The organism is Pseudomonas sp. G5(2012) (assembly GCF_000408945.1).
In the GTDB taxonomy this organism is placed as follows: Bacteria; Pseudomonadota; Gammaproteobacteria; order Pseudomonadales; family Pseudomonadaceae; genus Aquipseudomonas; species Aquipseudomonas umsongensis.
This window is the reverse complement of record NZ_APIO01000039.1, coordinates 40812-53555: the sequence shown is the minus strand read 5'-3', so window position 1 is coordinate 53555 and position 12744 is coordinate 40812. Positions and strand designations below refer to the sequence as shown.

The window sequence follows — 12744 nt, the reverse complement described above, 5'->3', positions numbered from 1 at the left end:
GTAAACGACACGGTCGCTCCTGGAGGACCGTGTGAAACCAGAGGTGGGTTGTTTACGCGATGACGGGCGGAGCGCGGGTGCGGGCGCCGGGGAAGAAGGCTTGCCGGGCATGGCCCTGGCGAGGAGATGGCGGGGTGTACGTGTTGGCGGGCGGGGTATCGAACGCTGTGAATGCAACGCCACCGGTGAGCGCCGGGCAATTGAACAGCAGGCTGCAATAGCCGCATTTTTCCCAGATTGCGTGGTGCCCGGACGCTGGCGGGCAATGCTCGGCCGTCGGTTGAGCGGCGTGATCGGCGTGATCCATCGCCGACATGTTCATGCTCATGTCCATCGACATGTTCATGCTCATGTCCAGGGGCATGGAGGTACGCTGATCCATCGGCATCGACTGAGAAATCAGTGGACCGATAAAGATCATCAACATGGCGAACAGGCTGATCCAGCTGCCGCGCGTCAGTCTCAAGGGCTGACGACGGTGGGCGGATGACCTGGTGCCTGGCGGGCGCATGGGCGGCCTCAGCTCAGCGGATTATTGAGCGTGAGCGTGCTTTTGCGTGGCCTCGGGCGCCTGCTTCTGCACCGCTACTTCGACCGTCACGTCACCGGACTTCTCGAAGTGCAGGGTCAGCGGGAAGCGCTTGCCATCGCTAAGCAGGCTTCGGTCTTTCAGCCCCAGCAACATGACGTGGTAGGCCATCGGTGCAAAGGTGACATCGCCACCCGCAGGGATTTCCACGCTCGGTACCGGCTGCATTTTCATCAGGTCGTTTTGCATCACATGCTCATGTAATTGCGCTTCACCCGAGATCGGCGAGTCGACACTGAGCAGGCGGTCGGCGGTCTTGCCTGCGTTGTGGATCACGAAATAGGCCGCGACGGTCGGCGCATTGGGCGGCAATTCCTGCGACCAGGGATGAGCGATCTGCAGATCGCCGAGCGTGTATTCGTGGGCATTGGCAAAGCAGGCAGGCAGCAGCAACGCGGCCAGAACGATAAGTCTGTTCAACATGGCAGTTCTCCAGGTGATTCAAAACGCAGATCAATTGCGAGATGTCATCACACCAGAGGCGAGGCACGGGGATTGAGGCTGGGCCATTGCTGGCGGGGTGTCGGGGTATTGAATGCGGCGGGAGGCAGGCTTCGATTCGCTTCGAACTGCGTGTAATACAACCGTGGCTCATGTCCGGGCAACGCCACCAATGGCGCGGAGCCGCTGCAGCACCAGCAATGTTGCATGTTGGAATGATCGTCGCTTTGTGGGGCTTTTTGCTCGATATCTCCCAAGGAGATCGCCACCATCCGGGTGCCGCTGGACGAGCAGAAACTGCCCCAAAACACTTGTTCGGCTGGCGCCTTCGCCGTCTGCGCCATCGCTCCGGACATCGGCATGGCGAGCATGTTGAACAGCACTGCGAAGCAGGCGATCCAGGCAATTGCGAGCCGTTGTCGGGACATGGGACAAATCCGGTGGGTGGACGATCAGGCGCGGCTATTTAGCCTGATCAGGGCCGATAAGTAAAAACACCGCGTGCGGTGTGGTGTCGCAGCACGAAGTTCTCATATCCATCATGATAGCTGCGAATAGCGAAATGCCAGTGTCACTTAAACTTGTCAGTCGTCTTTTAAATGGGTGTAAGTAAATGCTGGTGGATTTGTAGACTTTAACTTTTGCATCGCTATCAATGACGCCATCGCGGGCAAGCCCGCTCCCACAGTTATCGGCATCGGACACATAATCAATTCCAGACAGAAAACCTGTGGGAGCGGGCTTGCCCGCGAAGACGTACTAAGGCGTTCACAATTCTCAGATAAAAACCTGTTCTGTCATTGCTCGCAACACCTCGGCCACCGACTCAAACTCGCGCTCTACCACCGGCAACACCGGCCGCTTCAACACCAGCACCGGTACCCCCCGCTCGCGCGCCACCTCCAGCTTCGGCTCAGTGGCGGTGCTGCCGCTGTTCTTGCTGATCAGCACGTCGATCTGCCGACGTTCGAACAAGGCGCGTTCCTCGTCGATCAGGAACGGTCCGCGTGCACCGATCACTTCGCAACGTTCGTTGCCGGGGTAAACGTCCAGCGCGCGCAAGGTCCAGAATTGCTCCGGCGGGATTTCGTCCAGGTGTTGCAAGGGCTCGCGACCCAGGGTGAACAGCGGTCGACGGAAGGGTTTCAGCGCGTCGATCAACTCGGCCCAATCACTGACTTCGCGCCAGTCATCGCCGGCCTGCGGTTGCCACGCCGGACGTCGCAGCGCCCAGCAGGCGATGCCGCTCAACCGAGCCGCTGTCGCGGCGTTTTGACTGATCCGGGCGGCGTAGGGATGGGTAGCGTCGAGCAGCAGATCAATCCCTTCATCGCGTATGAATTGCGCCAGCCCTTCGGCACCGCCATAGCCGCCGACCCGAACCTGGCAGGTCAGGTCCGTCGGCACTCGACCGACACCCGCCAGGCTATAGATGTGTTGCGGGCCGAGGGTTCGGGCAATGGCCAGCGCCTCGGTCACGCCGCCCAGCAACAGAATGCGCTTCATTGAAAAGCTCCTGCATGGCCAACAATTCCGCCCTGGCGATCGATGGCAAACACTTCGACCTGAACCTGCGCCGGCACCACGCTGCGGGCAAAGTCCAGGGCGTGTTGGCACACGGCATCGCCGAGGGCGATGCCGGCGGCGCTGGCCATCGCCAGGGCCTGTTGACTGGTATTGGCTTCACGGATGCCTTGCTGCAGCGCCGTATCGGCGCCGACCGCGGCGGCCCATTCGGCCAGTTGCGGCAGATCGATGCTCGAATGCCGACTGTGCAGGTCCATGTGCCCGGCCGCCAGTTTGCTGATCTTGCCGAAGCCGCCGCACAGGCTGAGTTTTTCGACCGGAACCTTGCGCAGGTGCTTGAGCACGGCACCGACGAAATCGCCCATTTCGATCAGGGCGATTTCCGGCAGGTTGTAGACCCGGCGCATGGTGTCTTCGCTGGCGTTGCCGGTGCACGCGGCGATGTGCAGGTAGCCGTTGGTCTTGGCCACGTCGATGCCCTGGTGGATCGAGGCGATATAGGCCGCGCAGGAAAACGGCCGGACAATACCGCTGGTGCCGAGGATCGACAGGCCGCCGAGAATGCCCAGGCGCGGGTTCATGGTTTTCAGCGCCAGGGCCTCACCGTTCTCGACATTCACCGTGACCTCGAAACCGCCGCGGTAGCCGAATTCGTTGGCAAGCAGCGTCAGGTGATCGCTGATCATCTTGCGTGGTACGGGATTGATCGCCGGCTCGCCAACGCCCAGCACCAGCCCCGGGCGGGTGACCGTACCAACACCACGCCCGGCATTAAAACCGATACCCGGTTCGCTGCGCAGGCACACCTGAGAGTAGAGCAACGCACCGTGGGTTACGTCGGGATCGTCTCCGGCATCCTTGATCGTCCCTGCCTCGGCGCCACCGTCGATCAGGCGGCAGAACTCCAGGCGCATCTGCACCTGCCTACCCTTTGGCAGCACGATGTGCACGGCATCCGACGAAGTGCCACCGAGCAGCAGGCGAGCCGCTGCCAGGCTGGTCGCGGTCGCGCAGCTGCCCGTGGTCAGGCCGCTGCGCAGTGGTGCGGGTTGTTCGGCGGTTTCGTCACGCATCGAAGGGTTTGACCACGTCCAGCAAGGTAATCGGCAACGCCTGGCGCCAGGTGTCGAAGTCTCCCAGGGGCTGCGCCTGGGCGATATGAATACGCGTCACCTCGCCCCCGTGCTGTTCGCGCCAGGCCATCAGGGTCATTTCACTTTGCAGCGTGACCGCATTGGCAATCAGGCGGCCGCCAGGCTTGAGCGCTGCCCAGCAAGCGTCGAGGACGCCTTCGCGGGTGACGCCGCCGCCGATGAACACCGCGTCCGGACGCTCGAGTCCCACCAGCGCCTGCGGTGCACTGCCGCGAATCAATTGCAGGCCGGGCACACCGAGTGCGTCGCGGTTGTGCTCGATCAACAGCTGCCGACCTTCGTCGGCCTCGATGGCCAGCGCCCGGCAACCGGGATGAGCGCGCATCCATTCAATGCCAATGGAGCCGCTGCCGGCACCGACATCCCATAACAGCTCACCGGGAACCGGTGCCAGTCGAGCGAGTGTGATGGCGCGCACATCGCGTTTGGTCAGTTGGCCGTCGTGCCTGAAGGCGGAGTCCGGCAAGCCGGCCAGTCGCGACAGACGCGGCGCGTTTGCTTGGGCGATGCATTCTATGGCGATCAGGTTCAGGTCGGCGACAACCGGGTCGGCCCAGTCGTTGGCCGCACCGTCGATGCGTCGCTCGGCCTCACCACCCAAATGTTCCAGCACGCTCAGGCGGCTCGGCCCGAACCCGCGTTCGCGCAACAATGCCGCGATCGCGGCGGGACTTTGGCCGTCATTGCTCAGCACCAGCAGACGAACGCCACTGGACAACTGAGCATTAAGCGCCGCGATGGGGCGAGCGACCACCGACAGCGTCACCACATCCTGCAACGGCCAGCCCATCCGCGCGGCGGCAAGTGAGCAAGAAGATGGCGCGGGCAAGACCAGCATTTCACTGCTGGGTAGTTGCCGAGCGAGGCTGGCGCCAACACCAAAGAACATGGGGTCACCGCTGGCCAGCACGCAAACGGGCTCACCGTACCGCTCCAGCACCGGCGCCAGCGAAAACGGGCTGGGCCACACTTGCCGTTCACCACGAATACACACCGGCAGCAAATCCAGTTGCCGCTGGCCGCCAATGATCCGCGAAGCGCCCAGCAGGGCGTGCCGAGCGTTCTTGCCCAAGCCCTTGAAGCCGTCTTCACCGATGCCTACCACTGTCAGCCAAGGGGGCATGCCATTCCTCTTCTATCGACCAAAGCCCAATCATCTCCGCGGCCAGGTCCATCTCGACCGGCGCGGTGGGGCATCATAACGCGGTGTCGATTGCATTCGCCCGTCGTCGTCGATGAAATCGCGTTCAAGGGCGATGGCTGCCCTGCAAAATGATGGGGATTTAATCTGCTTCGCTTAAGGGTTGTTTTTTAGCAGATCGAATCTCTTCATTTTGATCTCGCGACGCTTTTTATCAATAAGCGTTCTTTTTGTTCCAAGTATTCTTTTATCCAGTTTGAGATAGGCTCGTTGCTGGATGATCGTGGCGGAGCGCTTTTCCGATTCGACGTACAGGAAGTTACTTTCATTGGTAGACGCTACCAATTCAAGATTGAAAACCGCTATTTCCAGACAGCCCTTGGCGTCATAGCGGACGGGAATAACCTGAAAGTGTCGACCCCGGAGACTCTCCTGGTCCAGAGAGAGCAACGCGGGTTTGTCGGGTTTCAGGGCGTCGAGCGTGTCGATCATCGCGTTACCTTGTCGGCTGTCGGGCATCTTCCCGGCGCTCTCGACCAGGAAATCCGCAACGTTTCTCAAGACATCGTGACGGGTGCGGGTAAAGATTGCATCCTGGAAGACAGACCACCCCAGGAAACTCAGCGTCGTCATATATTCATTCAGCCACTTTGTCGAATCGACAAAGCGACTGCAGGCCGTGTCGGCGGATTGGGTGGCGATCTGTGTGCAGTGGGTCAGGTCGTCATGATCCGCAAGTGATATGTCCTCAATGCTTGAAAGCAGAGTGGGACCGGTCAATACGCCGGAGAAGTTCCTACTGTTCATATTCAGTCCTTGAATAAAATTTTAGTGGAGGAAGTGGTCTTCCTGGTGGAGAAAGTACAGCAGCCTGCCTGCGGCTAAAATAACGTTGGCTTGAAGAACTGCTACTGGCTGTTAAATACACTGCGCAGTTGTCTTTGAAACGCAAGTGCCGGTGGGCGTTTCAGACTTCAGGCGAGCGACCGTTGACCTTTGGGCGAGCGCGCTTCGTCGTCAATCCACTTGAGCTTTTTCATCCCGCCGGACAAAGCAGGCATAATGCGCCCCTTCGTCCCGTTGCCGGTCATCCCCGTGAATTCACCTCAGACATCCAGTCCCTTGCGCCCATCGGCCTGTCCCGGTTTGTTGCGTGTCGTGCAGGCGCTGGATGGCGGTATTTGTCGGATCAAACTTGCCGGCGGGGCTATTCGTGCAGATCAGGCCGTGGCGGTGGCTGATGCCGCCGAACGCTATGCCGGTGGCGTGATAGAGGCGACCAACCGCGCCAATCTGCAAATTCGCGGAATTGGCCAGCAGTCCACCGCGTTGATCGAGAGGCTGCTGGCTGTCGGGTTGGGGCCGGTCAACGTCGCTGGCGATGATGTGCGCAATCTGATGCTCAGCCCAAGCGCCGGCATTGACCGGCACATGCTGATCGACAGCAGGCCCTTGGCCCGAGACATTCTCGACAGCTTGCAAACCCATGCGCGCTTCCATGAGTTATCGGCCAAGTTCGCCGTGCAACTGGATGGTGGTGAAGCCTTGGCAATGCTCGAGCATCCCCATGACCTCTGGCTGAGTGCGGCTGATCGAAATGGCGAGCCTGTGCTGGCCTTCGGTCTGGCGGGGTGCCCCACCGATGCGCCGTTGGCAGCGGTATTGCTGCGTGACGGACATGCGTTGGTGATGGCGGTGTTGGAGTTGTTTCTCGAACTTGCACGGCCGGATCAGACGCGGATGCGACATCTGCTGACTGAGCATTCGCTGGATTCACTGTTGCAACGGCTGGCCGGGCGCGTGCCCTTGTTTGCCATGGAGCCATGGCAGCGCTCGACTGCAACTGCGCGTTTGCACATCGGCAGTCATCCGCAGCGTCAGGAAGGCCTTGTCTATGTCGGCGCGGTGCCTGCGCTGGGGCGACTGGACCCGACGATGCTCAAGGGGGCGGCTCATCTGGCCGAGGCGTTTGGAGATGCCAGCCTGCGCCTGACCCCTTGGCAAAGCCTGTTGCTGCCAAATATTCGCCATGAAGATTCACCAGCCCTGCGTCAACAATTGCAGGCATTGGGTTATCTGGTCGACGCCGATCAGACCCTGGCCCATCTGGTGGCCTGCACCGGATCGGCCGGTTGCGGCAAAGGCTTGGCGGATACCAAGGACGACGCGCGGCAACTGGCCGAACGGCTGCGTGATCAATCCGCACAGGCGCAGGTTCACTTGTCTGGCTGTTCGCGCTCCTGCGCGTGCGCGCACACGGCGCCCGTCACATTGTTGGCGACGCGCCCTGGTCACTACGACCTCTATTTTCGCGATGCCGCGCAGCCGGGTTTCGGCGCGCTGCACGCTCGCAATCTTACTATTGAAGCGGTCGCGGCCTTGCTCGATGCCCGCTCACGGAGCCCCCTTGATGCTTGATTACATCCGCGACGGTCAGGAGATCTATCGCAATTCCTTCGCGATCATCCGGGCCGAGGCCAACCTCGAACGCATTCCGGCCGATCTGGAAAAACTCGCAGTCCGTGTGATACATGCTTGCGGCATGGTCGATGCTATCGATGGCCTGCAGTTTTCCACGGGCGCGGGCAAGGCCGGGCGCGATGCGCTGGCCGCCGGCGCGCCGATTCTGTGTGATGCGCGGATGGTGTCCGAGGGCATAACCCGTGCGCGTTTGCCAGCGAACAACCCGGTCATCTGCACCCTGCGAGATGAAAGCGTTCCACAGCTGGCGCGTGAACTGGGCAACACCCGTTCCGCCGCGGCACTGGAACTGTGGCGTCCTCATCTGGAAGGCAGTGTCGTGGTGATCGGTAACGCGCCGACAGCGCTGTTTTACCTGCTTGAAATGCTCGACGCCGGTGCGCCCAAACCGGCGTTGATCCTTGGTTTCCCCGTGGGCTTCGTTGGCGCCGCCGAATCCAAGGCAGCACTGGCCGCCGACAGTCGTGGCGTGCCGTTCGTTATCATGCAAGGTCGGCTGGGCGGTAGCGCCATGGCCGCCGCCGCCGTCAACGCCCTCGCCACGGAGATCGAATGATGCAGCAACCTGGACGTTTGATCGGCCTTGGCGTGGGGCCGGGTGACCCGGAACTGATTACGGTCAAGGCGCTGCGCCTGCTGCGCGAATCGCCGGTAGTGGCGTACTTCGTCGCCAAGGGTAAGAAGGGCAACGCTTTCGGCATCATCGAAGCGCATTTGCAGGACGCCCAAACCTTGTTGCCACTGGTGTACCCGGTGACCACCGAAGCGTTGCCGGCACCACTGTCCTACGAGCAAGTGATCAGCGATTTCTACGATGCGGCCGGTGAAGAGCTGGCCGCGCATCTCGATGCGGGTCGTGACGTGGCAGTGATCTGCGAGGGCGATCCGTTTTTCTACGGCTCCTACATGTACCTGCACGATCGGCTGGCGCAACGGTATGAGGCCGAAGTGGTGCCGGGTGTCTGCTCCATGCTCGGCGGTGCTTCGGTACTGGGCGCGCCGTTGGTGTATCGCAACCAGAGCCTGTCGGTGCTGTCCGGCGTGCTGCCTCACGAGGATCTCAAGCGTCGCCTGGCTGACGCCGATGCGGCAGTGATCATGAAACTGGGCCGTAACTTCCCGAAAGTCCGTCAGGTGCTGGAAGAACTCGGATTGGCCGAGCGAGCGCTGTATGTGGAGCGTGCGACCATGGCCAACCAGAAGATCGTGCCGCTGGATCAGGTCGAGCCTATGTCGTCGCCGTACTTCTCGCTGATCATCGTTCCCGGTGAAAGGTGGCAAGGCTGATGACTCGTCCAGCTCCGGCCATTGTCATTCTCGGCAATGGCAGCCTCGCCACCGCGCGCAGCATTCAACGGCTGTACCCCGGCGCCTTGATCCACGGCCTGGACGAACGCGTCGTCGGTGCCGATCGCACTTACCGCGAGTTCGGTGCGACATTGCGTGAGCTTTATCAACAAGACACGCCGATCATCGCCCTGTGCGCAGCCGGTATCGTCATTCGCACCCTGGCGCCGTTGCTAATGGAGAAGGGGGCCGAGCCACCCGTGCTCGCCGTCGCCGAAGACGGGAGCGCCGTGGTGCCGCTGCTCGGTGGTTTGGCTGGCGTGAACGTGTTGGCGCGGGAGGTTGCTGCGGCACTGGACGTTTCAGCGGCGATCACCACCAGTGGCGAATTGCGTTTTGGTACCTGCCTGCTGAATCCACCCAGCGGTTATGCCTTGGGTGATCTTGAGCTGGGCAAACGCTTCGTTTCCGATTTGCTCGCCGGTGAGTCGGTGCGAATCGAAGGGGCCGCGCCTTGGTTAGTGCAGGCGCAGTTACCGGAAAACCCGCAAGCGCGGCTGGCCGTTCACGTCGGTCATGCCGAGCGTACGCCGGCTGCCAATGAGCTGCTGATTTATCCACGCAACGTGTTGGTCGCGGTCGGTGCTGGCGTGGTTGATGTTCCCGGTACAGTTCGCGAGGCTTTGCATCAGGCAAAAATCGCCGTGCAGTCGTTGGCCTGCCTGCTGGCTGCCGATAGTGAAATGTCGAGTCCAACACTGCGTGAAGCGGCGCTTGAGCTGGGTGTGCCGCTACGTTTTGTCGATGATGTTGGCGCGGCCAGTAACCTGATGCGTAACGCCATCGAACAGCCTGTTTCCGTGTTTGGCGATGAGGCCGTTGCCATCGCAGTTGCCAAGCAGCCTTTGGACCCCTCGTCGATTGGCCGTCCTCGCGGTCGCCTGGCGGTGATCGGTCTCGGCCCCGGCGCCGCCGATCTGATGGTGCCTGCGGTCAAGGCGGAACTGGCCCGCGCCAATGACGTTCTCGGTTATGAAACCTATGTGCGCATGGCGGGACCGTTCCGTGCGGATCAGGTCCTGCACTGCACCGACAACCGTGAAGAAATGCAGCGTGCCCGCCACGCCTTTGAGCTTGCGGCGCAGGGTCGCTGCGTAGTGGTCGTATCTTCCGGGGACCCCGGTGTCTTTGCCATGGCCGCAGCGGTACTCGAGGCTCTGCATGAGTCCCGCGATCCAGCGTGGCACAACGTTGATCTGGAAATCCTTCCGGGCGTTTCGGCATCGCTGGCAACGGCTGCCCAGGCAGGCGCCCCGTTGGGGCATGATTTCTGCGTACTGTCGCTTTCGGACAACCTCAAGCCTTGGGACATCATCGAGAAGCGCCTGGACCTTGCGGCGCAAGCCGACCTGGCGATGGCTTTCTATAACCCGATCTCACGTTCCCGGCCTTGGCAGTTGGGGCGTGCACTGGAAATCGTCGCGCTGCATCGTGCTGCTGACACACCCGTCGTGTTGGGACGCGATGTAGGGCGCCCGGGGCAGACGTTGCGGGTCACGACACTCGGTCAATTGACGCCGGATCAAGTCGACATGCGAACCATGGTGTTGATTGGCTCATCCACGACTCGCGTATTTGCTCGGCCTCAGGGATCGTTGTGGGTGTACACGCCACGTAGCTACGGTGACAAGTTGGTCGATATCAACTAGACAAGTCGCGGTCATATAGGTCGGATTATTCGGGTCGTTTCGCTCGAATAATCCGTCTGTTCGCGGGGTGGTGCCGGCTTTACATATATGGTCATTTAATTGGGTTTGTTGCTCGGTGAGGGGGTGGGTTAGATTCGTTAATACGCCCAGGAGGGCTGTAGACGAACTTAAAGGAATGTTGAATATGGAAAGTTTTGAAGATACAAGCGCTCTCAAGGGTTGCACGGATTTGGGAAAGGCGCGTATTGCCAGGGCCAAGGCACTGTTGGTTAACGCTCCCCGTGCAAGAGGTCTGGTGGGTTCCGCTGATTTGGCGGCGTCGAGTCCTACCAAGGAACTGGATGCTTTGGTTTTAGGTAATTCTCTCATCGGTTACGGCGATGGTATTTCGCTCGAGAACATGATGATTATCGAAAACCTCATCAGTTTTTCGAAGCTGGAAGCTGATCACGAAACTAAAAATGATCCGAACCCTGCGGCCTGGCATCGAGCATTTATCAATTGCATGTTGGACATGGGATGTTCTGTTCCCATCCATGCGAGCCTGGAATACAAAAAGCAGTCTGGCTCGGGGACGATGAAAAATGTCGTCACGTCCATTGTCCAGGCAGGGATTGCTGCGGCAGTAGCCGCCATTCCCGGTGCAACGGTGTTGAGTGCCGTGGCAGACTCCACCTTGACGGCTTTGGAAAAGGAACCTGATACAGTCAAGTTATTCAATTACGATGTAGTGACAGCAAAAGGTGTGAAGCTGGCCATATTGCCGTGTGAGCAAGCGAATAATGGTCTCATTATTGTTTCTTTTTCGTCTATTAATCATGAAAGCAATACGTTCGGTGGTGAGGTCCTTTTCTTTGATCTCAAAGTCACTAATGTTGATATTTACCAGGGTTCGAATTATCTCACCTTTAATCCTTTTGCCTATGCTGAAGTAAAAGATGATATTGAGTCTGTCCTTGGCTTGCGGCGCAAAGAGATGCGCAGCAAACGATTTGCGCGGCACAGGAAGTAAAAGATAGCCAGCCTTGGCCAGAGGCGTTTGCCTCTGGTTTGCACGATGGATATAGACATATGGACTATTCGATTTACATCAATGGATGTTGCATGCTGGCTTTATCAAAAGAATTGTCGTTCGCCACAAAACAAGATGTGATTGATGCTTTGCTTTTTACTCAGCTTGCTGCCGATGAAGAATTTCCTGACGAGCCGAACGGCCTGGATTGGTTCGAGGCTTACAAAAGTATCTTGTATGAGTGTGGCTGGGTCTACGATCGGCAAAATGTGACGACCGGTACGTTTACATCCATGGCCGAAAAGACGTTCTCGTTGAGAGAGGCGTTTGCGACGGTCTTTGAAAACAATCTGGATAGTGAGCAGGCGACTGTTTTACTGGCAGTGCTGGATAAGGTCGCCGCGTTGCCGGACAAAATGAACCTGGAGCAGATCTTCCGCCAACAGGCAGCGCTGAATGTGAAGGGGATGAAGCGCATCAGGGCGTGCATTGGTGTGGTCAATGAACGTGGGTCCTTGAACAGCGCTTCGGTTTTTTTTGATACCCGCGGATCAGTCGGCAGGCTATTCACGGGGCGTGAGTTTGCTTTCAGTGATCTGCATGGCGCGGTGAATGCCTATTTTTACACCGCTCGTTTCAATGCAGGCATCTATGGCGAGTACAGGGCGGATACCGTGCAGTGGTTAGGTGCACGGCGGCAGTCGGAACATCTCGAGATCGCGAGCCTGACGATTTAGCAGGTCCTGGCAGGTGCCTTGTGCAATCAGGGCACCAAATACCCCTTCACCCCGGTAAAGATGATCTGCGCCGCCAACGCACACACGAACAAGCCCATCAGCCGGCTGACGATCTGCAAGCCCTGGTCGCCTAGAATGCGTTCGATACGGTTGGACAGGTACAGCACCACGCCGACGGTGAAGCTGGCCAGGGCAATACTGACGATAGCCGTGAGCTTATCGTCCCAGTGCGGCTGACTAACGCCCATCACCAGCAGGGCGCCAATGGTGCCGGGGCCGACGGTCAGCGGAATGGTCAAGGGGACGATGGTCACGTCCTGCTGCACATTATCGGTCTGCACCGCCGACTTGCCTTGCGCCATCCCCAGCGCCGAGATGAACAGCACGCTGCCGGCGCCGATCCGGAAGGCATCCACGGTGATGCCGAATACGCTGAAAATCACGCGTCCGAACAGATACAGCAGGACGCTGGAGACCAGCGTGGCGATGGCCACCTTCCACGCCAGTCGGCGTTGTTCCTTGCGCGAATAACCGCGGGTCAGGCTGATGAAGCAGGACAACACGAAGAATGGGCTATAGAGCACCAACATCTTCAGGTAAACGCTGAACAACACGTGGAGCATGGGGCAGGCTCACTGGTGGGAGGAAGTCGAGGGGAGTCTAACA

At 59.5% G+C, this 12744-nt stretch carries 15 protein-coding genes; 6 read left to right on the top strand and 9 right to left on the bottom strand.

Going from position 1 to position 12744, the window contains the following annotated elements:
* Nucleotides 1-52 precede the first annotated feature (52 nt).
* The 8 genes from PG5_RS12930 to PG5_RS12900 form a co-directional block, all read right to left on the bottom strand.
* Nucleotides 53-511, bottom strand: a complete 459-nt coding sequence (locus PG5_RS12930) for a DUF2946 domain-containing protein (protein WP_042955367.1) — start codon at nt 509-511, stop codon at nt 53-55.
* A 21-nt stretch (nt 512-532) separates the two neighbouring features.
* The gene (locus tag PG5_RS12925) at nt 533-1012 is read right to left on the bottom strand and encodes a copper chaperone PCu(A)C (protein WP_020797576.1); all 480 of its coding nucleotides are present in this window, start codon (nt 1010-1012) and stop codon (nt 533-535) included.
* Nucleotides 1013-1059: 47 nt separating this feature from the next.
* Entirely contained in the window at nt 1060-1458 is a 399-nt protein-coding gene (locus PG5_RS12920; protein ID WP_020797575.1) for a DUF2946 domain-containing protein, read from the bottom strand.
* 34 nt (nt 1459-1492) lie between these two features.
* On the bottom strand, nt 1493-1735 hold the full coding sequence (locus tag PG5_RS34180) for a hypothetical protein (RefSeq protein WP_151143959.1): 243 nt from the start codon (nt 1733-1735) through the stop codon (nt 1493-1495).
* Nucleotides 1736-1807: 72 nt separating this feature from the next.
* On the bottom strand, nt 1808-2536 hold the full coding sequence (locus PG5_RS12915) for a cobalt-precorrin-6A reductase (RefSeq protein ID WP_020797574.1): 729 nt from the start codon (nt 2534-2536) through the stop codon (nt 1808-1810).
* Nucleotides 2533-3630, bottom strand: coding sequence for a cobalt-precorrin-5B (C(1))-methyltransferase (locus PG5_RS12910; protein ID WP_020797573.1), 1098 nt, complete (start codon nt 3628-3630; stop codon nt 2533-2535). Before PG5_RS12910 ends, PG5_RS12915 begins: the two co-directional genes overlap by 4 nt.
* A complete protein-coding gene (locus PG5_RS12905; RefSeq protein ID WP_020797572.1) occupies nt 3623-4834 on the bottom strand; it encodes a bifunctional cobalt-precorrin-7 (C(5))-methyltransferase/cobalt-precorrin-6B (C(15))-methyltransferase in 1212 nt (403 codons plus the stop codon). The genes PG5_RS12910 and PG5_RS12905 overlap by 8 nt, the downstream gene beginning before the upstream one ends.
* Nucleotides 4835-5008: 174 nt before the next feature.
* Nucleotides 5009-5659, bottom strand: coding sequence for a hypothetical protein (locus PG5_RS12900; protein WP_020797571.1), 651 nt, complete (start codon nt 5657-5659; stop codon nt 5009-5011).
* A 255-nt stretch (nt 5660-5914) separates the two neighbouring features.
* On the opposite strand from PG5_RS12900, the gene cobG reads away from it, so the two are divergent.
* From cobG to PG5_RS12870, 6 genes are all read left to right on the top strand, one after another.
* Entirely contained in the window at nt 5915-7270 is a 1356-nt protein-coding gene (gene cobG, locus PG5_RS12895) for a precorrin-3B synthase (protein WP_052024685.1), read from the top strand.
* A complete protein-coding gene (locus PG5_RS12890) occupies nt 7263-7889 on the top strand; it encodes a precorrin-8X methylmutase (RefSeq protein WP_020797568.1) in 627 nt (208 codons plus the stop codon). Before cobG ends, PG5_RS12890 begins: the two co-directional genes overlap by 8 nt.
* Entirely contained in the window at nt 7889-8620 is a 732-nt protein-coding gene (locus PG5_RS12885) for a precorrin-2 C(20)-methyltransferase (RefSeq protein ID WP_033043996.1), read from the top strand. Before PG5_RS12890 ends, PG5_RS12885 begins: the two co-directional genes overlap by 1 nt.
* A complete protein-coding gene (cobJ, locus tag PG5_RS12880) occupies nt 8620-10329 on the top strand; it encodes a precorrin-3B C(17)-methyltransferase (protein WP_020797566.1) in 1710 nt (569 codons plus the stop codon). The genes PG5_RS12885 and cobJ overlap by 1 nt, the downstream gene beginning before the upstream one ends.
* Nucleotides 10330-10513: 184 nt before the next feature.
* Nucleotides 10514-11341 carry a hypothetical protein gene (locus PG5_RS12875; protein WP_020797565.1) on the top strand — a complete coding sequence of 276 codons (828 nt, stop codon included), beginning with the start codon at nt 10514-10516 and terminating at the stop codon, nt 11339-11341.
* A gap of 59 nt (nt 11342-11400) precedes the next feature.
* Nucleotides 11401-12078: a hypothetical protein gene (locus PG5_RS12870; RefSeq protein ID WP_020797564.1), complete on the top strand. Its 678-nt coding sequence runs from the start codon at nt 11401-11403 to the stop codon at nt 12076-12078.
* Nucleotides 12079-12104: 26 nt separating this feature from the next.
* On the opposite strand, the gene PG5_RS12865 is transcribed toward PG5_RS12870, so the two are convergent.
* Entirely contained in the window at nt 12105-12701 is a 597-nt protein-coding gene (locus PG5_RS12865) for a MarC family protein (RefSeq protein ID WP_008058841.1), read from the bottom strand.
* Between the last annotated feature and the right edge of the window lie 43 nt (nt 12702-12744).